The following is a 19,588-nucleotide window of genomic DNA, read 5'->3' on the forward strand; positions in this document are numbered from 1 at the left end:
CGCTTGGATGACAGCGCGCCAGTGGTAACCAGGAGCGTCGGCAGCATGAAAAATGAACTAGCGGCACCCTTTCCCATTTTGGGGATAGCTGCTTGGAGTGGCACCGGTAAAACGACGCTATTAGAAAAGCTATTGCCGCAGTTGAATGAGCATGGCCTACAAGTGGCCGTGATTAAGCATGCCCATCACTCGTTTGATGTAGATCAGCCCGGCAAGGACAGTCATAAGCTACGCTGCGCCGGTGCGGCTCCGGTGCTGGTGGCTTCACATCAGCGGTTTGCACTGATGCAGGAAACGCCCGGGCAGGCTGAGCCTGACTTGGCTAAGTTGATCGCCATGCTGGTGCCGCATCACCCCGACCTTGTGATTGTCGAAGGTTTTAAAACCTGGCCAATACCTAAGCTGGTACTGTACCGGGATGGCATTGGCGATGCGTCAATTTTGACGGGGACATGGGTGGCGGCGATAGCAGCGAACCAGCCGCCTTCAATTGATGTGACTGACGGTGTGCCCCGGCTAGATCTTGATGATATTGATGCTATCGCGCGCTGGATCGTGACCTGGGTAGATGCAAAAAATAAGGCGCTGCCTTCAGCATCCGATTCTTCAATGACCCAACCTTCAATGCCCCAATCCTCAACGACGCGGCCTTCACAAAAGCAAAGGTGATTACTATGCATCTAACCCACCTCAACACCCGTGGTGAAGCCAATATGGTAGACGTTGGCGATAAGCAAGAAACCCGCCGCGAAGCCGTTGCCTCAGGGCGTATTGTGATGCAGCCCGAAACATTAACGCTACTCAGTGACGGACAATTGCCCAAGGGTGATGTTCTGGCAACTGCGCGTATCGCTGGTATTCAGGCAGCGAAGAGAACCCATGAGCTAATACCTCTCTGCCATGCTTTAGCGCTCTCTAAGGTATCGGTTGAGTTTGAAATTGATGTGGCACAATCTTGTGTTCACGTCACATCGTTGTGTCGCTTAAATGGCCGTACAGGAGTTGAAATGGAGGCGCTGACAGCTGTCTCCGTCGCCTGTTTGACCCTTTACGATATGTGCAAAGCGGTCGATAAAAATATGCGTATCGATGCCATTCAGCTCGATAGCAAGCAGGGCGGACAACGCGGTAATTACCAGCGTTTAAGCGAGCAGGCACCCATTGTCACCGGCGAGGGCTCTGCAGGTGAAGTCAGCGTGAGTGAGCGCTGTCCTTCGCCGTGCGTATGCGTTAAGTTTTTAGCCGAGCTACGCGAGCGCGTCGGCGAGAGCGAGACCTTCGTGGGGCTGGATACACTTTCCAGCCGTGATATTCGCGGATTAAAAGCGACACTGGCTGCACGCGATTCGCGATACAACCTATTGGCCGATCAGCGTACCCTATGCGCGATCAATCAAGTGATGGCGAATGATGATGCGTTGGTGACCGATAACGATGAAGTGGCATTTTTTCCGCCGGTCACGGGGGGCTAAGCGTGGATATTAAGGTTGCCATTCAAGCAGCGCCTTTCTCGATGGCCTACGCATATGATGAGGTATTATCAGAGCGCACCGATATTGGTGCGGTGGTGAGCTTCACGGGCCTGGTGCGTGATTTCAATGAAACGCCCGATGTCACCGGTTTAACACTTGAGCACTATCCTGGCATGACTGAGCGAACGCTCGAGGCGATCGGTGAGCAGGCCGGGCAGCGCTGGGCGCTAAACGCTGTGCGCATTATTCATCGCGTAGGACATATGCAGCCAGGCGATGCAATTGTGCGGGTGCTTGTAGCCAGCGCTCATCGCCGTGAAGCATTCGAAGCCTGTGATTTTATTATGGACTATCTAAAAACTCAGGCTCCTTTCTGGAAGAAAGAGCATTCCGCACAGGGCGAGTATTGGGTCGCAGAGCGTCACTCTGATCAACAGGATGTGGCGCGTTGGAAAAACATCTAGCTACCCAGAAAAAAATCTAACGATTAAGAACGCTGGTCTGCTAGGACGTCTCTTGCATTTCAGCCGCGGTAATTTGCAGGTGCACGTCAGGCATGTGCTGCATATGATCTGCCAGCCAATGAATCAAGCGTGGCTGCAGCGCCTGTCGCAGATCTGCGAGCGTGTCGGCGGCAATCTCATCAAGCTGCTCATCAAGCCAGTCAATAAAGCTGTCTTCATCCAGCGGGCAGGCATTCGTTGCATCTAGCATTAAGCGGCCAATACGCGCCCAGCCGTGATCGCTAATGGTCACGGGCAGTGCTAAATATAGGCTACCGCGTCGAGCCGTGGAAATGGCCGCATCTAATCCGGGGTGTGGAACAACGCTGTTCTGATTAACAATGCAGGGTGGCTGCACATGGTGTGCTTCACAGTGAAGGCCGTAGTTGTCAAAGCGTAATAAATCACCGTTGACCGGCGTTAGCGGTGCGCTAATACCCAACTGCTCAGCGATTGTCTGATGCGCCTGCTGGTGTCTTGCTTCGCCGTGAACAGGCATCAAGTGTTTAGGCTTCAGCCACTGGTAGAGCTTAATTAACTCTTCTTGAGCAGGGTGGCCGGTCGCATGCAGCTCAGGGTGATTCACCTCGTCGTAAATACGTACACCCAGCTGGGTTAAGCGCTTTTTAAGCTGATCAATAGGGCGCTCGTTACCGGGTATGACCTTGGCCGAAAAAATAACGTTATCGCCGGGCTGTAAGTCGACAGAAGGGTGGCGGCCCTGAGCCAGCCTCTGCAGCGCTGCCCGGGACTCACCTTGGCTGCCTGTCGCAATAATGACGACTTCATCGGGCGGCAGGTAGCCCAAGTCGTGATTGGGCACCAGGGGCGGTAAGTCATCCATGTATCCCAGCCCGCGCGCTACGCTGACCATGCGCTCCATCGAGCGGCCCATTAAGCTGATACGCCGGCCACACTGGTGTGCGGCGCGGCCTATAGCCAGCACGCGGGCCAAGTTGCTTGCAAAGCACGAGACCACGACGCGGCCTTCGCAGCGGCTGAGCGTTTTTGCTAACGCCCGAGCGACGTCCCCCTCGCTGCCTGAGTGACCGGGCATAGGGGCGTTGGTTGAGTCGCCGACGACTAAATCGATGGGGGCAAGTGCTTTAAATTGAGCGGCACTGATGGGCGTGCCAATCAGCGGCTCGGGATCAAGTTTCCAGTCGCCGGTATGTAAAACGCGGTAGCCACCGGCCAGCATCATCAGGGCACAGCTTTCGGGAATGGAATGCGTTAAAAGCAAATAACGTAGAGTGAATGGGCCGCTTTCTAGAGCTTCGCCAGGCTCAATGACGTGTATTGCCGCACTGCTAAGCTGATGTTCGGCGAATTTTAATCTGAGTAGCCCTGCTGCCAGCGGCGTGGCATAAATAGGGCAGTTCCACATGGGCCAGAGCCAAGCGACTGCGCCAATGTGGTCTTCATGACCATGGGTGATAAACAGTGCTTTGGGTACGATCCCCAGCGCCTTCGGCGTATCTACGTTGGGTACTTGAAGCGGTGAGTTAGGAAGATCCTGGCGAATCATCATGCCGCAATCAACGGCAATCCAGTGATTGTCATAGCCGTATAGCGTTAGATTCATTCCGATCTCACCACATCCCCCCAGCGGCAATATGCGCAGCGGTGGACGACGACGGGGACGAATTTGAACGCGTGAAGAATGCATCAGTTATGAAAAGCCTAAAAAGTAGTGACTTAACTATACGGGAAGGCAGGGGCGGCTAACAATCATCGTTGTCCTTCCGATACACTATGCAGCGTCGTTAACATGCCAAGGTGATGGTTTGTTAAGCCGGTTTATCCGGTTAGTTTTTCATTAGTGATGTTTGAAATAGGTCAAGAGTAGCCCACATGTCGCATTATTATCGTTTAGTTGTTTCTTGCCCTGATCGGGTGGGTATTGTTGCACGCGTGTCGAGCTTTATTGCTCAGCAAGGCGGGTCGATTACTGAAGCCAGCCAGCATTCGGACCTAGAGACCGGCCGCTTTTTTATGCGTTATGAAATCTTGGCAGACTCAGTAGGCATCTCGGTAGAAGCGCTGCGTGCCGCCTTTGAACCGGTAGCCCGCGAATTCAGCATGCAATGGGCATTGGTTGATACTCAAAAGCGTCGGCGCGTAGTGCTGATGGTGTCGCGAGAATCGCACTGCTTAGTAGACCTTCTTTATCGCTGGCAGTCGGGGGAGTTGGATTGCGATATTGTCGGCGTTATTTCCAATCATGACGACTTGCGTTCGCTGACGCAGTGGTACGGAATTCCTTACCACCACGTGCCGGTAGACCCTGACGATAAACAGGCATCATTTGCGAAGGTACAGGCTGAAATCGATAGCGCGCAGGCGGACTGCATCGTACTCGCACGCTATATGCAAATCCTACCGCCCGAACTGTGCGCGCGTTATTCAGGCAAAGTGATCAATATTCACCACAGCTTTTTGCCCTCATTTGCGGGAGCAAAACCTTATCACCAGGCCTACCTGCGGGGCGTTAAGCTGATTGGCGCTACCTGCCATTATGTCACCGAGGAGCTTGATGCAGGCCCCATTATTGAGCAGGATATCCACCGTGTCAGCCACTGCCATACGCCTACTGATTTAGTGCGCTTTGGGCGTGATGTTGAGAAAGCGGTACTGGCACGCGGTTTACGCTGGCACTTAGAAGACCGCGTGTTGATCCATGGCAATAAAACGGTGGTATTTAGCTAAGCGGCTTATCAATAAGGCTACTTTATCGCTATGAGGTGGCCGCTTTTGCGACCACCTCTATTAGGTCTGATGAAGGCATTGATAAATGACGTTATGCCTGGCTTAACCTAACGCCTGGCCATTGCCGCCGCGAATCACGCCAACGCCAACGCCTTCTATATCGAGCGACTGGGAACGTAGATCGATTTCAATCGGCGCAAAGTCGGCGTTCTCTGCGAACAGCGTGACCTGATGGCCTTGGCGCTTAAAGCGTTTAACCGTGACTTCATCATCTAAGCGGGCAACGACTATCTGACCGTCGCGGACACGCTCAGTACGGTGCACGGCCAGCAGGTCACCCTCTAAAATACCGATATCTTTCATGGATAAGCCACGTACGCGCAGCAAGTAATCCGCTTTGGGGGTGAAGTACTCAGCAGGTAGCGGGCAGTAGCGGTCGATATGCTCGGCAGCCAAAATAGGACTGCCGGCGGCAACTTCACCAATGACCGGCAGGCCCGCCTGAGCAGGCTCGATCGTGGCAGACAGCGTACTGACAGATGTGTCCAATACGTCTTGAGGCTCTTGGTTAGGCAAGCGTATACCGCGTGACGTGTTGCGAATGATGCGGATCACACCCTTGCGTTCAAGTGCGCGTAGATGCTCCTCAGCGGCGTTAGGTGAGCGAAAGCCGAGTGCTTTAGCGATCTCAGCGCGCGTCGGAGGGTAGCCAAATTCGCCCATGGTTTTAACAATAAAATCAAATACGTGCTGTTGGCGAGCGGTTAGTGGACGCGACATACCAAGCTCCAGAATTGTGAATAGACAGTCATAAAATGAAGGTAACTTAAACAGTAAGTGTTTAAGTATACAGTATGTGTCTCTGTCCAGTATATGGCCTTGTCAATACCAATATTTACCGCTCTGGGAGCTTCAATGATTTGAAACTAAGCTTTTTCTTATGCAGCTTTTCCTTATAAGTGCCGAGGCATTGTGGTGACAAATCAAGCGTTGAGACTACCCAGGTTATGGCATAGTATTTTGCGATGTTTTAAACACCTGTTTCTCTGGAGAGCATCATGGCTCAATCTGATACGGTGACCCGTATACTTGATACCGCTGAAGTGCTGTTTGCAGAGCGTGGTTTTGCTGAAACCTCGCTGCGCAACATCACTAGCAAGGCGCGCGTCAATCTTGCTGCTGTGAATTATCATTTTGGCTCCAAAAAAGCCTTAATTCAGGCTGTTTTTTCCCGCTATCTGGATCCTTTTACGCTGCGTTTTCACACTGCGCTTGATGAGCTTGAGACTCAGCATGATGGGCAGGTGATACCGCTGGAAACGCTGCTTGAAACTATGGCAACGACGGTTCTTGCGGTGCCCGCTGAGCGTAATAGCTTGAAGGTCTTTATGCGCCTGCTAGGCTTAGCCTACAGTCAGGCTCAAGGGCATTTAAGGCGACATATACAGCAAGAATATGGGGATGTATTTACGCGCTTCACTGAGCTAGTGCGCCAAGCAACCCCTGAACTGCCCGATGCAGAGCGCTTTTGGCGGCTACACTTCATGCTAGGCACTGTTATCTTCACCCTGTCAGGCCTTGATGCCCTGCGTGATATTGCGGAAAAGGATTACCACGAGCAGGTATCGGTGCGGGACTTAATCCGGCGCTTGCGCCCGGTAGTCGTGGCTGCGATGAATGCGCCACTACCCCCAACTTTAGAAGAAGGACACCATGCGAACGCCAAGGTTAGCTGAGCTACCCCCAACCGAGAACATCTGGCTTGAGATAGATACTACCGAGCAGCTGCTGCGCTGTTGGCGGGGGCCTAAAGTGCTGCATGAGTGCGCTATTTCTTCTGGCGTTGCCGGTGTTGGTGAGCATAATGGCAGCGGTAAGACGCCGCATGGCTGGCACTATGTGCGCGCCGCGATTGGCAGTGGCTTGCCCGAGAATGCGGTATTTCGTGGCCGCCGCTGGACTGAGGAAGTATTCTCGCCAGCGTTAGGCGAAGCCTACCCGCAGCGTGATTGGATTTTGACGCGGATTCTGTGGCTTTGTGGGTTAGAAAGAGGCGTGAATCGTGGCGGTCAGGTTGATTCGCAGCGGCGCTATATCTATCTGCACGGTACGCCTACCGATCAGCCGATGGGCGTCGCCGCTTCGCACGGATGCATTCGGCTACGCAACAGCGATTTGCTACATATCTTTGCATTGTCGTTGCCCGGCACCCCCGTTTGGTTGCACGGAGAAAGGCAGTGCTTTGACTAAACGACGCTGAGCTGTATTGGGGGCGGGCTTCAAATGCCCCCATCTTTGACACTGATAAACGATCGTCTAAAATCATTGCCCCTCTTATTGGACTTCTCACGATGACTCAACCTCTAGGCCCGGTCATGCTTGACCTTGAAGGCCAAGCATTAACTCGCGATGAAAAGCACTTGCTGCTTGAACCCACGGTAGGGGGCGTCATTTTATTTGCCCGTAACGTCGAAAGCGCCTACCAGGTGCGCAAGCTCTGTAGTGATATTCGCCGCGTGCGGGGGGATTTATTGATCGCGGTTGATCAGGAGGGCGGGCGCGTTCAGCGCATTAAAGAGGGTTTGACACGCCTTCCTGCCATGGCGCGCATTGGCGAGTGCTATAGCGCTAACGCAGAAGACGGCCTCGCGTTGGCAAAAGATGCTGGTTGGCTGCTGGGTATGGAAATGGCCGCCTGTGGCTTGGACTTAAGCTTTGCCCCGGTGCTTGATGTTGAAAGCGGTATATCAAGCGTGATTGGCGATCGCAGTTTCAGCCATGATCCGCAGCAAGTGGCCGTGCTTGGCGGTGCTTTTGTGCAAGGTCTTCATGAGGCGGGGATGGCCGCTGTCGGTAAGCACTTCCCAGGTCATGGCAGTGTCGCTGCTGACTCTCACGTCGCGCTGCCGGTGGATGATCGGCCGCTTGATGTGATTAAACAGGATGACTTAGTGCCCTTTTATCACCTGGCAGGTCAGCTAGAAGGGATTATGCCCGCCCACGTTATTTACAGCGCGTTTGATTCCCGACCCGCTGGTTTTTCGCCTAGCTGGTTAGGCATGCTGCGTGAGTCGATGGGCTTTAAGGGCTGCGTCTTTTCTGATGATTTAAGCATGGCGGGTGCCCACGAAGCCGGTGAACCCAAGGATCGCGCCCGGGCAGCCTTAGCCGCAGGCTGCGACATGCTGCTGGTATGCAATGACCGCGTCGCGGCACTTGAGGTAATGAACGCCTGCCAAGATATCGACGCTAAGCGTGCCGCCAAGCTTCGTTACAGCCGCGCACGACCAGATTTAGATGCACTCAGCGCGTTAGGGCGCTGGCGTCGCACCCACGCTAAATTAGAAGCGCTGGCCAACCAGTCGAATGCCAGTACTCTTTAAGCGCACTTGCTAACCTATATGACGATTTTTAAACCGCCGCGGAGTTGTTAGATGTCGAAGTTGGATAAAGAAGCGTTGGAGTCACTGGACTCAATGCGTGAGTTAATGGATAACGCCGACTGCTTAATCTCTCAGCAAGAGGTAGAGCGGGCGCTTGATCGTATGGCGGAAGCGATCACCCGAGATTTAGGCGATAAGCTACCTGTTTTTTACTGCGTAATGAATGGTGGTTTGATTACCACCGGCCACCTGCTAACCCGGTTGGGGTTCCCCCTAGAAGTGGATTACCTGCATGCCACCCGTTATCGCAATGAGCTGCGCGGCGGCGAGCTTTTTTGGCGCGTCTCGCCGGAAGTCCCTATGGCCGGACGCCATGTAGTTATTGTCGATGACATTTTAGATGAAGGCGCAACGTTAGCCGGTATCTTGGCCTACTGCCAAGAAGCGAAGGCCGCCAGCGTTACGACGGCTGTACTGGTCGATAAACAGCACAATCGCAAAGCGGTGCCCGGCTTAAAGGCCGACTACTGCAGCTTGGAAGTGGCCGACCGCTATGTGTTTGGTTTTGGAATGGACTATAAAGGCTACTGGCGCAACGCTCCGGGTATTTTTGCACCCAAAGGCATGTGACGATTCGCCATTCAATATTAGCGGGGTGAAAAGCGCCTCGCTAACCCAGTTTCGGCAATCATGCGTGTCGAAATCTCTTCAACTGAGAAGCGTGTCGCATCAATAAAAGGGATATGCATCGTGCGATATAGCGACTCCGCCTGATCTACCTCCTGCAAACATTGATCGATTGAACTATAGCGACTGTTAGGGCGTCTTTCATTGCGAATGGCGGCCAAACGACGTGGATCAATGGTCAGCCCAAACAGTTTTTGTCGATGGGGCGCGAGCGCCTTGGGAAGTTTTAGCATGCCGTCTTCATCCAGATCATCCTCGGTCAGCGGGTAGTTCGCGGCCCGAATGCCAAACTGCAGCGCTAAGTAGAGCGAGGTCGGCGTCTTACCACAGCGTGAAACCCCCACCAGAATGATGTCTGCCTTGTCGTATTGATGGGTTCGTGCGCCATCGTCGTTGTCCAGCGCGAAGTGCACCGAGTGAATGCGGTCCATATACACATCGTCACTACCAATCGAGTGCGTTCGGCCAACGCTATACGATGAGTGGGTGTCCAGCTCTTGTTCTAAAGGCTCTAAAAACGTTGAAAAAATATCCACTTTAAAGCCCGACGCCTGACGAATAACGTTGCGAATTTGTTGATCAACAATGGTGTCAATGATGATAGGTCGCTGGCCGTCACGGCTGGCCGTTGCTTCAATAATCTCTGCCAGCGCCTGTGCTTTTTCTAGCGTATCGATATAGGGCTTTGTCAGCATGTTGATGTCAACATCGCTGAACTGGGCTAGCAGGCTGCGCCCTAAACTTTCCGCCGTAATGCCGGTGCCATCAGAAATAAAAAAAGCCGTGCGCTTCATAATAAAATCCGCCTGTGAGTGATTCCTTTATTGTGGGCTGAGCGGTTTAACAGCACAACGTGCGCAATGCTCCTGTCTAAAATGGCCCTGCAAAAAAAGTCTGTCAAAAATAGCGCTGACTACAGAATTGGCCTAAAACGGCTTGCTGTTGTAAAAATCCTCCACTGCCTTCGCTATTAGACCAATGGCGAATGCGTGAGCGCGGTGCTACGGTGTCTCAGTCAATAATTCATGGTCCGTGGTTTTCGTGACTGTATCAGTGGTCATGTCGACGTCTAAGAGCGAGGGGGTTACGTGGAAGAGTACATTCTGTGGTTCGATCAGCTGGGTATGACGGACGTCGAGCGCGTGGGTGGTAAAAATGCCTCGCTAGGTGAAATGATTTCTAATTTGTCAGGTGCTGGCGTCACCGTGCCCGGCGGCTTTGCCACTACTGCCCACGCATATCGTGAATTTCTCTCTCACGAAGGGCTGAATGAACGCATTAATGCAACGCTTGCTCGCTTAGACGTAGACGATATTAAGGCCCTGTCCGAAGCGGGTAGCAATATCCGTCAGTGGATCATTGATACGCCGCTGCCCCCAGCGTTTGAAGCAGCGCTGCGTGATGCTTACGTTCAGCTGCAGGCGCAACATTCTCAGCTAAAAGTAGCCGTGCGCAGCTCGGCGACAGCCGAAGATTTACCGGATGCCTCCTTCGCCGGTCAGCAGGAAACTTTCCTGAATATTGAAGGCTTCGACAATGTTAAGCGCGCGGTGCATGAAGTCTTTGCCTCTTTATTCAATGATCGCGCGATTTCCTATCGAGTGCATCGCGGCTACGCTCATGAGAACGTTGCGCTGTCTGCCGGTGTGCAGAAAATGGTGCGTTCTGAAACCGGCGCAGCTGGCGTCATGTTTACTCTTGACACTGAATCTGGCTTTCGCGATGCCGTGTTTGTAACGGCCTCATGGGGCTTGGGCGAAACGGTCGTGCAGGGTGCGGTTAACCCGGATGAGTTCTATGTGCATAAAGCGACGTTAGCAGCAGGTCGCCCCGCAGTCCTGCGCCGCAATTTGGGCTCAAAGCTGATTAAGATGGTTTACGGCAAAGAAACCAGTGCCGGCAAGTCGGTAGAAACTATCGATGTTCCGCACAAAGATCGTGGGCGTTTTTGTCTAAATGATCAGCAGGTAATGGATTTAGCGCGTCAGGCAATGACGATAGAGCAGCACTACCAGCGCCCAATGGATATTGAATGGGCACTGGATGGCGATGATGGTGAGCTGTATATCGTTCAGGCCCGCCCTGAAACGGTGGTTTCCCAGCAGGAGGGCGGCAAGCTTGAGCGCTTTCAACTGCGAGAGAAAGGCCGCACGCTGATCACCGGACGGGCGATTGGGCAGCGCATTGGACGCGGTGCCGTTAAAGTCATTTTAAGCCCAGATGACATGGACAAGATTAACGATGGTGACGTGTTAGTCACGGACATGACGGATCCAGACTGGGAGCCGATCATGAAGCGTGCGTCGGCTATCGTCACTAATCGTGGCGGGCGTACCTGCCACGCCGCCATTATTGCCCGTGAGCTAGGTATTCCTGCGGTGGTTGGCTGTGGCGATGCCACGACTCAGTTGCGAGAGGGTATTGATGTCACCGTGTCGTGCTCGGAAGGTGACACCGGTAATGTCTATGCTGGGCTGCTGGATTTTGACTGCAAAATTTCCAGCGTCGATGCCATGCCGGAAATTCCCTTTAAAATTATGATGAACGTCGGTAATCCGGATCGTGCCTTTGGGTTTGCAAGTTTGCCTCACGCGGGTGTTGGCTTAGCGCGTTTGGAGTTCATTATTAACCGTATGATCGGTGTCCATCCTAAGGCGCTACTTGAGTACGACACGCTACCTGTGGATTTGCAGCAGGTTATCGATCTGCGTACGGCAGGCTATGCGGACCCTGTCAGTTTTTACGTCGACAAGCTGGTCGAAGGGATTTCAACGCTCGCCGCTGCGTTTTACCCTCAGCGCGTGATCGTGAGGCTGTCCGACTTTAAATCCAATGAATATGAGAATCTGATCGGCGGAAAGCTGTATGAGCCTGGCGAAGAAAATCCGATGTTGGGCTTTCGTGGCGCCTCACGTTACATTTCAGAGGCCTTCCGCCCCTGCTTTGAGCTTGAGTGCCGTGCGCTGAAGCGGGTGCGTGACGAGATGGGCTTTGAAAATGTCGAAATTATGGTGCCCTTTGTACGTACCACAGATGAGGCGCGTAACGTCGTTGAACTGCTGGCGGCTAATGGCTTGAAGCGCGGCGGGCCTTCCGATCTGAAAGTCATCATGATGTGTGAGCTGCCGGCAAATGCGCTACTCGCGGATGAGTTTCTTGAGTATTTTGACGGCTTCTCGATTGGCTCCAATGACCTCACTCAGCTAACACTGGGGCTAGATCGTGATTCGGGCATTGTGGCTCATCTCTTTGATGAGCGAAATGAAGCGGTTAAAAAACTACTCGCCATGGCGATTCAGGCGTGTAAAGCCAAGGGCAAGTACGTGGGCATTTGCGGCCAAGGACCTTCTGATCATCCTGATTTAGCGAAATGGCTGATGGAGCAAGGTATTGACTCTGTATCGCTCAATCCAGATGCGGTATTGGAAACATGGTTTATGCTGGCAGGTCAAAAAATCGATTAATCTACAAATGCTTGTCTTTATGTTGCGTCCGGCCAGTGTGTCGGGCGTTAATGTTTCCATAAGCTATCCTGCTAGGGGTAGTTTTTGCCGTTGACTGGTAGTCTCTTTCAAAAGATCGCTATCATCAGTGATTTTTATAAGTAGCTTTTATAGATACTGTTATCGCCAGTTTGGTCATTTCAAAAAAACGCGGGAGGGCGTTGTGATGTCCCCAAAACAGATAAAATTTGCACTGCCAAGTTTGCTGGTAGTGCCGATATATGGCTGGGGCTTTAGCTATGAAGCACCTTCAATCTCGCCTGAAGTCGAGTCGGGCTATGAAGAAAAGCCGGGTTGGTCCGCCGACTCATTTGCAGTCGCTGCAGCTAACCCGTTGGCGACCGACGCGGGCTACCAGATTTTAAAAGCTGGTGGTAACGCGATAGATGCCGCCATCGCAGTGCAGATGGTATTAAATTTGGTTGAGCCTCAATCCAGCGGGATTGGCGGCGGTGCTTTTTTGATGTATTACGATGGCGCAGACATTCGCGCCTACGATGGCCGCGAGACGGCGCCACAAGGCGTAACCGGTGAGCTATTCATGGAAGACGGCGAGCCCATAGCATTTATGGACGCGGTGGCCAGCGGGCTTTCAGTGGGTGTGCCGGGTACGCTTCGAATGCTTGAAAAAGCACATGCTGAACATGGTGAGCTGGCTTGGGAAGAACTATTTAAGCCCGCCATTACGCTAGCAGAGGAAGGGTTTGCTGTTAGCAATCGTCTGCATACTACCCTTGCTAGCGATGAATACCTGCGTCAAGACGCTCTAGCCAGCCAATTTTATTATGATGAGGAAGGCGAGCCCATCGCCGTGGGTGAAACGCTTAAAAACCCAGCCTTAGCAGAAATTTTCCGACGCGTAGCTGCCCAAGGCAGCGATGCTTTAAATGAAGGCGCGGTGGCAGAGGATATCGTAGCGCTGGTTCAGAGCCATCCTGAGCGTCCCGGCACCCTGACTCTGGAGGATATGAGCGGCTATGAAGCCGTTGACCGCGAGCCGCTGTGCACACCGTGGCAGCAGTGGGAAGTGTGTGGTTTTCCACCGCCGTCGTCTGGCCATCTAACCGTCATGCAGATTCTAGGCATGCTCGACCAGCAGCCGTTGCTTGAAGCGCCGTTAAATAATGGTGCTTCTAGCAGTGGGTGGTTGCATCAGTTCTTAGAAGCCTCGCGTTTAGCATTTGCGGACCGCGGTCGTTATATTGCAGACCCCGACTTTGTAGACGCACCCGGTGGCGATTGGTCGTTGATGCTGGCACCAAGCTATCTTCAGCAGCGCAGCGCGCTGATTGGCGAGATGAGCATGGGCGACAGCGCCGAGCCAGGTAATCCTGGTGAACTGGCGATAACATGGGCTTCTCAGCCAGACCAGCCTGAATATGGCACTAGCCATATTAGTATTATCGACGAAGACGGCAATGCCGTAGCCATGACCACCACCATTGAACAAGCGTTTGGCTCACGAATTTTGTCCGACGGTGGTACAGGCTTAGCCGGTGGTTTCTTCCTCAATAATGAGCTGACCGATTTCTCATTTGAACCTGAGGTGGATGGTGAGCCAGTGGCCAATCGCGTAGAGCCGGGCAAGCGGCCGCGCTCTAGCATGAGCCCAACGCTAGTGTTTGACCAAGAAAGCGGCGAGCTAGTGGCAAGCTTAGGCTCGCCAGGTGGCGCAGCGATTATTCACTACACGGCCCGTACATTGGTTGCGCTGCGCGACTGGGGGCTCAATGCGCAAGAAGCACTGAATCTACCTCATGCGATTACCTTGGGCGGTGATGTGTTTGTTGAGGAGGGACGTTTTTCTGAAGCCACGATAGATGCGCTGCGCGAGCGCGGACACACCGTCAGCGAACGTGAGCTGACTAGCGGGCTGCAGGCCATTATGCGTCGTAAGGACGGCACGCTGTTTGGTGGTGCTGACCCGCGCCGTGAAGGCGTCGTTATGGGTGATTAGCGGTTTATTGGCGTAGCCAGTTACGCAATTTCACCAGCATTAGCGCACCGTCGCTTAACTCGCGGCGGTCGTGAATAAGCGCCGTTAAACGATCTGGGTAGTCGGTGATAATGGCATCGACACCCAGGTCGATTAAGGTCGACATTCGGGCACTGCTGTTAACCGTCCAGGCGTGTATCTCGTAACCATATAGCCTCGCTAAACGAATTTCCCCTTCAGTGATACGGTTGTGTCTTAACCCGAGCGCATCAAATTCGCGCCTATCTAGCGTTCCAGGAAGAATTAGCTGTGCCAGCAGCGTGACGCGCAGGGCTGGCGCTCGTTCATGAATATGCGTGAGTAAGGACGGCGACATGGTGGCAACGCGCGTAGCTAAAAGCGCATTGGGAAAACCGCACGCAGTGTATCCATCGAAGGCGCTTTGTTGGGTTGCCCAGCAGCGGTAGCGCAGATCACTCTCGGCATTTAAAGTATCTATCACGGCATCGGCTAATGCCTGTTCCTGCCCAGGTGACGGCTTCATATCGATCATTAAGCCTGCCTTACCGCGCACAAGGCTGAGTGCTTCATCTAAGCCCGGTATGGTCTCGTTTTGAAAAGCATCGCCAAACCAGCTGCCAATATCATATTGGCTAAGCTGTTCTCGGGTTAAATCATCAAACTCACGGTTATCACCGGTTAATCTTGCCAAGCTTCGGTCATGGTAAAGCATAACCTGTTGATCTGTGCTCAAGCGGACGTCAATTTCGACATAGTCAGCGCCATCGATTAGCGCCTGATCGACGGCTGCCAGGGTATTTTCAGGCGCCACTATAGAGCTGCCGCGATGAGCAATGACGGCAACATTGTCTCGTATCTCAAAGCTATTGAGTATCCACCAGGCCTGCAGACCCGCAAAAATAAACACGCTAAGCTCAACTGCCCAGGCAAGCTTGCCTGCATTGGCATCTGTCGCTGGGGGCGCGGGACGAGGCTCATGATGAGCCAGCTGCATATAGAGGCATGCAGAAAGCAGCGCATTAGTCGCAATGCCGACAAAGGTAATGGTGAGCGTGAGTAGTACATAGCCAATTAAATACGCCAACATGGCGGGAATAAGTACTGCGCTGTGCTCGGGAAGCCACCACAACATTGGCGTGAAAAGGCGGTCGAACAGCAAAGTAGCCAGGAAAGGTAGGCTAATAATAATCACTAACAGTAGAAGTACAGCCGCACCAATAGAGCGCCGCCAGCCTTGTGTTAGGCTAACACTACGCTTTAATGCCAGCCAAGGGGGACAATTTTCCAGCGCCACTAATGGAAGGGCCAGCAGCCAGCGTAGATAGAGCCACGATGCTGCCCATATCCAAACGGCGATTAGCGGCAGGGCGCATGCAATGAAATACCATAGTGCGGGTGGATGCACACGCTGTAAATAGTAGGGATCTATGCCGCTTAGCCACACGCTATAGAGCCAAGCAAGGGCTGCCATAAAGGGCGCTAGCAGAAGTAGATGCGTACCGACCTGGAGAAAGACCAGGCCCGCTAGGGCAGGCAGCCGGCGGGTGCTTAGCCAGAGTGCCTCAAGCGCGAGACGATAATGGTTGTCTCGCGGCCTGACCGCTACTTGTAGCATGCCGGCTTGCTGCCAGTAAATAATTAGAAACGTGAACCCAAGCCCAACCAGCATGCCGATAAGCCCCAGCGGGCTAAACAGCAGGGCGATCAGTTCATCGTTGGTAACTACGGTGCGATTTAGCTGGGCAAGCAAGCCACGTATCACCCAGGTAATAGCGGGCAGCAGCAGGGCCGAAGCGAGCAGAGTGAAAAATAAATGATAGGCGATCAATGGACGCAGATGATCGCGCAATGTGCGTAGTAAGGCAGAGCCAAGGTGGGTCAACGGCTGCATTGTCATTAAATGTTTAGAATGAATTACCAGAGTGGCAGCAACTGCCACGCCTGGCAAGAGGATCGTAGAAGAGCAACGTGGTTAAGCAAGCATTGGTCCGTTATGGCAAAATTCGCTTAAGATAGCGGCAGCTCGCGCTCAGCAAGAATGATGCCATTGTTATCTGCATACAGCCACTGGCCGGGTTTAAGCGTGACCCCAGCAAACGCCACTGGCTCATCGCGCTGGCCTTCACCGTGTTTATTGCTTCTACGCGGATGGCTGCCTAGTGCTTGAACGCCGAGTGGAAGGTTGGCAAGAATATCAACATCGCGTACGCAGCCGTACATCACCACGCCCGCCCAGCCGTTTGCTACCGCTTGTTCTGCTAGCATATCGCCCAGCATGGCGCAGCGATATGATCCACCTGCGTCTACTACTAATACGGCACCGTTGCCGGGTTCGGTAACAGCTTGCTTAACCAGTGAGTTGTCTTCAAAACATTTGATGGTGCGGATAGGGCCATAAAAAGCGTCGAGACCACCAAAATTGGCAAACATGGGGTCAAGCACCGCAACGTCAGGATGTGCGTCGCATAGGTCCGGTGTCACGATTTGAATGGAATGGGGCATCATGCGCTCCTTATGCAAAAGAAAAAAACGCCCCGCTCTGTTACACAGTGGCGGGGCGTTCGGTCATCGACTCAGCCAGTGTGATAAGTCACGCTGGCTGTGATGGTGCGAGCATCGGCGATGGGGCGGTCAGGCTTCTTGCGAGACCGGAATCACGTTTGAGGCGATCTTCTGATACTCCTCAATTTCGTGAAAATTCATGTAACGATAAATCTCGCCAGCCATGGCGTCAAATTCACCCATATAACGTTGGTACTCTTCAACGCTGGGTAGGCGTCCTTCTACTGCGGCAACGGCAGCCAGCTCCGCAGAGGCGAGGTACACGTTAGCACCATCGCCAAGTCGGTTCGGGAAGTTACGTGTAGACGTGGACACCACGGTGCTCTTGGCAGCAACGCGGGCCTGGTTACCCATACACAGTGAACAGCCCGGCATTTCCATCCGCGCACCGGCGCGGCCGTAGATACCGTAGTAGCCTTCTTCGGTCAGCTGATGCTGATCCATTTTAGTCGGTGGTGCCAGCCAAAGGCGAGTTTTTAAACTACCTGCCGGCTGCTTTTCAAGCAATTTTCCGGCCGCACGGAAGTGGCCGATGTTAGTCATGCATGAGCCGATAAAGACCTCATCGATTTTCTGGCCCGCTACGTCAGATAGCAGGCGCGCATCGTCTGGATCATTCGGCGCACATAGAACCGGCTCTTTAATTTCAGCCAGATCAATTTCGATAATTTCAGCGTACTCGGCGTCTTTGTCAGCCCGCATCAGGCTTGGATTGGCAAGCCATGCTTCCATGCCTTCAATACGGCGACTAATCGTGCGCTCATCGCCATAGCCGTTGCCCATCATCCACTTCAGCAGCGTAATGTTGGACTTCAGATATTGTGTGACGCTCTCATCCGAAAGCGTAATCGAACAGCCGGCCGCTGAGCGCTCGGCAGATGCATCGGAAAGCTCAAACGCTTGCTCAACGGTCAAGTCTTCAAGGCCTTCGATTTCTAGCACACGGCCAGAGAAAGCGTTGATCTTATTCGACTTGTCGACGGTCAACAAGCCTTGTTTGATGGCGTAAAGCGGAATGGCGTGAACCAAATCGCGCAGCGTAACGCCTCGCTGGCGCTGGCCTTTAAAGCGAACCAGTACCGATTCCGGCATATCCAGCGGCATAACGCCCGTCGCCGCGGCAAAGGCTACCAAGCCTGAGCCTGCAGGGAAGGAAATGCCGAGCGGGAAGCGCGTATGTGAATCGCCACCGGTGCCGACAGTGTCAGGCAGCAGCATGCGGTTCAGCCAGCTGTGGATAATGCCATCGCCAGGACGCAGCGATACGCCGCCACGGTTCATAATGAAGTCGGGAAGAGTGTGGTGAGTGTCTACATCGACCGGCTTAGGATACGCGGCGGTGTGGCAGAAAGACTGCATGACCAAATCAGCTTGGAAGCCAAGACAAGCAAGATCTTTCAGCTCATCGCGGGTCATCGGGCCAGTCGTATCCTGTGAGCCAACGGTGGTCATCTTCGGCTCGCAATACATGCCCGGACGAACACCTTCCAGACCACACGCTTTACCCACCATTTTCTGCGCTAAGGTAAAGCCTTTGCCAGTATCTTTAGGCTGGTCGGGTAGGCGGAAAACCTCTGATGTTGGCAGCCCCAGTGATTCACGAGCTTTGCCTGTCAAGCCACGGCCAATGATCAGCGGAATACGACCACCTGCGCGTACTTCGTCAAGAATCAACTGCGTTTTAAGCTCAAACGTGGTGACGACGTCGTCGGTACCGTGCTTGCACACTTTTCCCTGGTAGGGATAAATGTCGATAACATCGTTCATGTGCAGGTTGGCTACGTCCATCTCAACCGGCAGAGCACCGGAATCTTCCATCGTATTGAAGAAGATAGGCGCGATTTTATTGCCAAAGCAGAAGCCGCCAGCGCGCTTATTCGGTGCGTAAGGAATATCGTCACCGAAAAACCATAAAACGGAGTTGGTTGCTGATTTACGTGAAGAGCCGGTGCCTACAACGTCGCCCACGTATACGACAGGAAAGCCCTGTGCTTTAACGTCTTCAATCTGTTTTAGCGGGCCCGTTGTGCCAGGCACTGCTGGCTCAATGCCATCACGCTCGTTTTTGAGCATCGCATTGGCGTGTAGCGGAATGTCGGGGCGTGACCAGGCATCTGGAGCCGGTGACAGATCATCTGTGTTCGTCTCACCCGGTACTTTAAACACGCTGAGGGTGATTTTCTCTGCTAATGCAGGTTTAGACAGGAACCATTCAGCCTCTGCCCAGGATTCAATAACGTCTTTTGCAACGCTATTGCCATTTTTGGCCCGCGCTTCAACATCGTGAAAGGCGTCGAACATAAGTAGCGTGTGCTTAAGCTGTTCGCCAGCTTCACGGGCTAGCTCTTCATTATCGAGCAGCTCAACCATAGAAACGATGTTGTAGCCGCCCTGCATGGTGCCGAGTAATTTGACAGCATGCACTTTATCGATCAGCGGAGACGTTGCTTCACCTTTAGCGATAGCGGTTAAAAAGCCCGCTTTGACATAAGCGGCTTCATCAACGCCTGGCGGGATCCGGTTGGTGATCAGCTCGAGGATGAATTCCTCTTCGCCAGCCGGCGGTGTTTTCAGTAGCTCAACTAATGAAGCGACTTGTTCAGCGTTTAGGGGCTTGGGCGGGACGCCCTCAGCGGCACGTTCCTCGACATGCTGGCGGTAAGCTTCAATCACGTTGGGGCCCTCTCATTTGCTTTTTTCATTTTCATGGTAACGGTCTGCACGTTGCAGGGTGTGAGCTGCACAGCGTTCAAAAGTGTGGCCGATAGCATGTGGTACACGCTTGACAAACAGCGCCTGGTTGGATGGCTGA

16 protein-coding genes are annotated in these 19,588 nt (G+C 53.2%); 10 read left to right on the forward strand and 6 right to left on the reverse strand.

The window, feature by feature from the left end; translation table 11 throughout:
• Positions 1-45: 45 nt before the first annotated feature.
• Genes mobB through moaE form a run of 3 tightly spaced genes read left to right on the forward strand, consistent with a single transcriptional unit; the run spans position 46 to position 1,936 of the window.
• A complete protein-coding gene (gene mobB / locus ACT3RP_RS14075; protein ID WP_441684292.1) occupies positions 46-669 on the forward strand; it encodes a molybdopterin-guanine dinucleotide biosynthesis protein B in 624 nt (207 codons plus the stop codon).
• Positions 670-674: 5 nt separating this feature from the next.
• Complete coding sequence (gene moaC, locus ACT3RP_RS14080) at positions 675-1,472, forward strand: cyclic pyranopterin monophosphate synthase MoaC (RefSeq protein ID WP_096279743.1); 798 nt, start codon at positions 675-677, stop codon at positions 1,470-1,472.
• Positions 1,473-1,474: 2 nt separating this feature from the next.
• Complete coding sequence (gene moaE, locus ACT3RP_RS14085) at positions 1,475-1,936, forward strand: molybdopterin synthase catalytic subunit MoaE (protein ID WP_096279745.1); 462 nt, start codon at positions 1,475-1,477, stop codon at positions 1,934-1,936.
• Positions 1,937-1,976: 40 nt separating this feature from the next.
• On the opposite strand, the gene ACT3RP_RS14090 is transcribed toward moaE, so the two are convergent.
• Positions 1,977-3,560 carry a ribonuclease J gene (locus ACT3RP_RS14090; protein WP_441684326.1) on the reverse strand — a complete coding sequence of 528 codons (1,584 nt, stop codon included), beginning with the start codon at positions 3,558-3,560 and terminating at the stop codon, positions 1,977-1,979.
• Positions 3,561-3,829: 269 nt separating this feature from the next.
• Here ACT3RP_RS14090 and purU point away from each other — a divergent pair, with 269 nt between their 5' ends.
• Complete coding sequence (purU, locus tag ACT3RP_RS14095) at positions 3,830-4,684, forward strand: formyltetrahydrofolate deformylase (RefSeq protein WP_483394017.1); 855 nt, start codon at positions 3,830-3,832, stop codon at positions 4,682-4,684.
• Between the two features lie 102 nt (positions 4,685-4,786).
• Here the strand turns inward: purU and lexA are convergent, their stop codons facing one another.
• A complete protein-coding gene (gene lexA / locus ACT3RP_RS14100; protein WP_096279751.1) occupies positions 4,787-5,464 on the reverse strand; it encodes a transcriptional repressor LexA in 678 nt (225 codons plus the stop codon).
• Positions 5,465-5,742: 278 nt separating this feature from the next.
• On the opposite strand from lexA, the gene ACT3RP_RS14105 reads away from it, so the two are divergent.
• From ACT3RP_RS14105 to ACT3RP_RS14120, 4 genes are all read left to right on the forward strand, one after another.
• Positions 5,743-6,420, forward strand: coding sequence for a TetR/AcrR family transcriptional regulator (locus ACT3RP_RS14105; protein WP_483394018.1), 678 nt, complete (start codon positions 5,743-5,745; stop codon positions 6,418-6,420).
• A complete protein-coding gene (locus ACT3RP_RS14110) occupies positions 6,398-6,934 on the forward strand; it encodes a L,D-transpeptidase (protein WP_096279755.1) in 537 nt (178 codons plus the stop codon). The genes ACT3RP_RS14105 and ACT3RP_RS14110 overlap by 23 nt, the downstream gene beginning before the upstream one ends.
• A 101-nt stretch (positions 6,935-7,035) precedes the next feature.
• Positions 7,036-8,067: a beta-N-acetylhexosaminidase gene (gene nagZ / locus ACT3RP_RS14115; protein WP_483394019.1), complete on the forward strand. Its 1,032-nt coding sequence runs from the start codon at positions 7,036-7,038 to the stop codon at positions 8,065-8,067.
• A gap of 51 nt (positions 8,068-8,118) precedes the next feature.
• On the forward strand, positions 8,119-8,697 hold the full coding sequence (locus tag ACT3RP_RS14120; protein WP_096279759.1) for a hypoxanthine-guanine phosphoribosyltransferase: 579 nt from the start codon (positions 8,119-8,121) through the stop codon (positions 8,695-8,697).
• Between the two features lie 17 nt (positions 8,698-8,714).
• Here ACT3RP_RS14120 and ppsR read toward each other — a convergent pair whose 3' ends face one another.
• The gene (gene ppsR / locus ACT3RP_RS14125; protein ID WP_096279762.1) at positions 8,715-9,548 is read right to left on the reverse strand and encodes a posphoenolpyruvate synthetase regulatory kinase/phosphorylase PpsR; all 834 of its coding nucleotides are present in this window, start codon (positions 9,546-9,548) and stop codon (positions 8,715-8,717) included.
• 294 nt (positions 9,549-9,842) lie between these two features.
• Between ppsR and ppsA the strand changes: the two genes are divergently transcribed.
• Together ppsA and ggt are read left to right on the forward strand one after the other, a co-directional pair.
• Complete coding sequence (gene ppsA / locus ACT3RP_RS14130) at positions 9,843-12,218, forward strand: phosphoenolpyruvate synthase (RefSeq protein ID WP_096279764.1); 2,376 nt, start codon at positions 9,843-9,845, stop codon at positions 12,216-12,218.
• Between the two features lie 205 nt (positions 12,219-12,423).
• Positions 12,424-14,214, forward strand: coding sequence for a gamma-glutamyltransferase (ggt, locus tag ACT3RP_RS14135; RefSeq protein WP_444625717.1), 1,791 nt, complete (start codon positions 12,424-12,426; stop codon positions 14,212-14,214).
• Between the two features lie 4 nt (positions 14,215-14,218).
• On the opposite strand, the gene ACT3RP_RS14140 is transcribed toward ggt, so the two are convergent.
• The 3 genes from ACT3RP_RS14140 to acnB form a co-directional block, all read right to left on the reverse strand.
• Complete coding sequence (locus tag ACT3RP_RS14140) at positions 14,219-16,105, reverse strand: glycerophosphodiester phosphodiesterase family protein (protein ID WP_483394020.1); 1,887 nt, start codon at positions 16,103-16,105, stop codon at positions 14,219-14,221.
• A 116-nt stretch (positions 16,106-16,221) separates the two neighbouring features.
• On the reverse strand, positions 16,222-16,719 hold the full coding sequence (gene rraA / locus ACT3RP_RS14145; RefSeq protein ID WP_441684289.1) for a ribonuclease E activity regulator RraA: 498 nt from the start codon (positions 16,717-16,719) through the stop codon (positions 16,222-16,224).
• A 126-nt stretch (positions 16,720-16,845) separates the two neighbouring features.
• On the reverse strand, positions 16,846-19,449 hold the full coding sequence (gene acnB, locus ACT3RP_RS14150) for a bifunctional aconitate hydratase 2/2-methylisocitrate dehydratase (protein ID WP_441684288.1): 2,604 nt from the start codon (positions 19,447-19,449) through the stop codon (positions 16,846-16,848).
• Positions 19,450-19,588 lie beyond the last annotated feature (139 nt).

The sequence above is a fragment of the Halomonas sp. AOP5-B2-8 genome, assembly GCF_052376475.1.
Classification (GTDB): Bacteria; Pseudomonadota; Gammaproteobacteria; order Pseudomonadales; family Halomonadaceae; genus Vreelandella; species Vreelandella casei.

Excerpts from the sequence above, each read along its gene's own strand:
- lexA (WP_096279751.1), bottom strand. The coding sequence starts at position 5,464 with ATGTCGCGTCCACTAACCGCTCGCCAACAGCACGTATTTGATTTTATT.
- rraA (WP_441684289.1), bottom strand. The coding sequence starts at position 16,719 with ATGATGCCCCATTCCATTCAAATCGTGACACCGGACCTATGCGACGCA.
- ACT3RP_RS14120 (WP_096279759.1), top strand. The coding sequence starts at position 8,119 with ATGTCGAAGTTGGATAAAGAAGCGTTGGAGTCACTGGACTCAATGCGT.
- mobB (WP_441684292.1), top strand. The coding sequence starts at position 46 with ATGAAAAATGAACTAGCGGCACCCTTTCCCATTTTGGGGATAGCTGCT.
- ppsR (WP_096279762.1), bottom strand. The coding sequence starts at position 9,548 with ATGAAGCGCACGGCTTTTTTTATTTCTGATGGCACCGGCATTACGGCG.
- ACT3RP_RS14110 (WP_096279755.1), top strand. The coding sequence starts at position 6,398 with ATGCGAACGCCAAGGTTAGCTGAGCTACCCCCAACCGAGAACATCTGG.
- ggt (WP_444625717.1), top strand. The coding sequence starts at position 12,424 with ATGTCCCCAAAACAGATAAAATTTGCACTGCCAAGTTTGCTGGTAGTG.
- ACT3RP_RS14140 (WP_483394020.1), bottom strand. The coding sequence starts at position 16,105 with ATGCAGCCGTTGACCCACCTTGGCTCTGCCTTACTACGCACATTGCGC.
- ACT3RP_RS14105 (WP_483394018.1), top strand. The coding sequence starts at position 5,743 with ATGGCTCAATCTGATACGGTGACCCGTATACTTGATACCGCTGAAGTG.
- purU (WP_483394017.1), top strand. The coding sequence starts at position 3,830 with ATGTCGCATTATTATCGTTTAGTTGTTTCTTGCCCTGATCGGGTGGGT.
- nagZ (WP_483394019.1), top strand. The coding sequence starts at position 7,036 with ATGACTCAACCTCTAGGCCCGGTCATGCTTGACCTTGAAGGCCAAGCA.
- moaC (WP_096279743.1), top strand. The coding sequence starts at position 675 with ATGCATCTAACCCACCTCAACACCCGTGGTGAAGCCAATATGGTAGAC.
- ACT3RP_RS14090 (WP_441684326.1), bottom strand. The coding sequence starts at position 3,560 with ATGAATCTAACGCTATACGGCTATGACAATCACTGGATTGCCGTTGAT.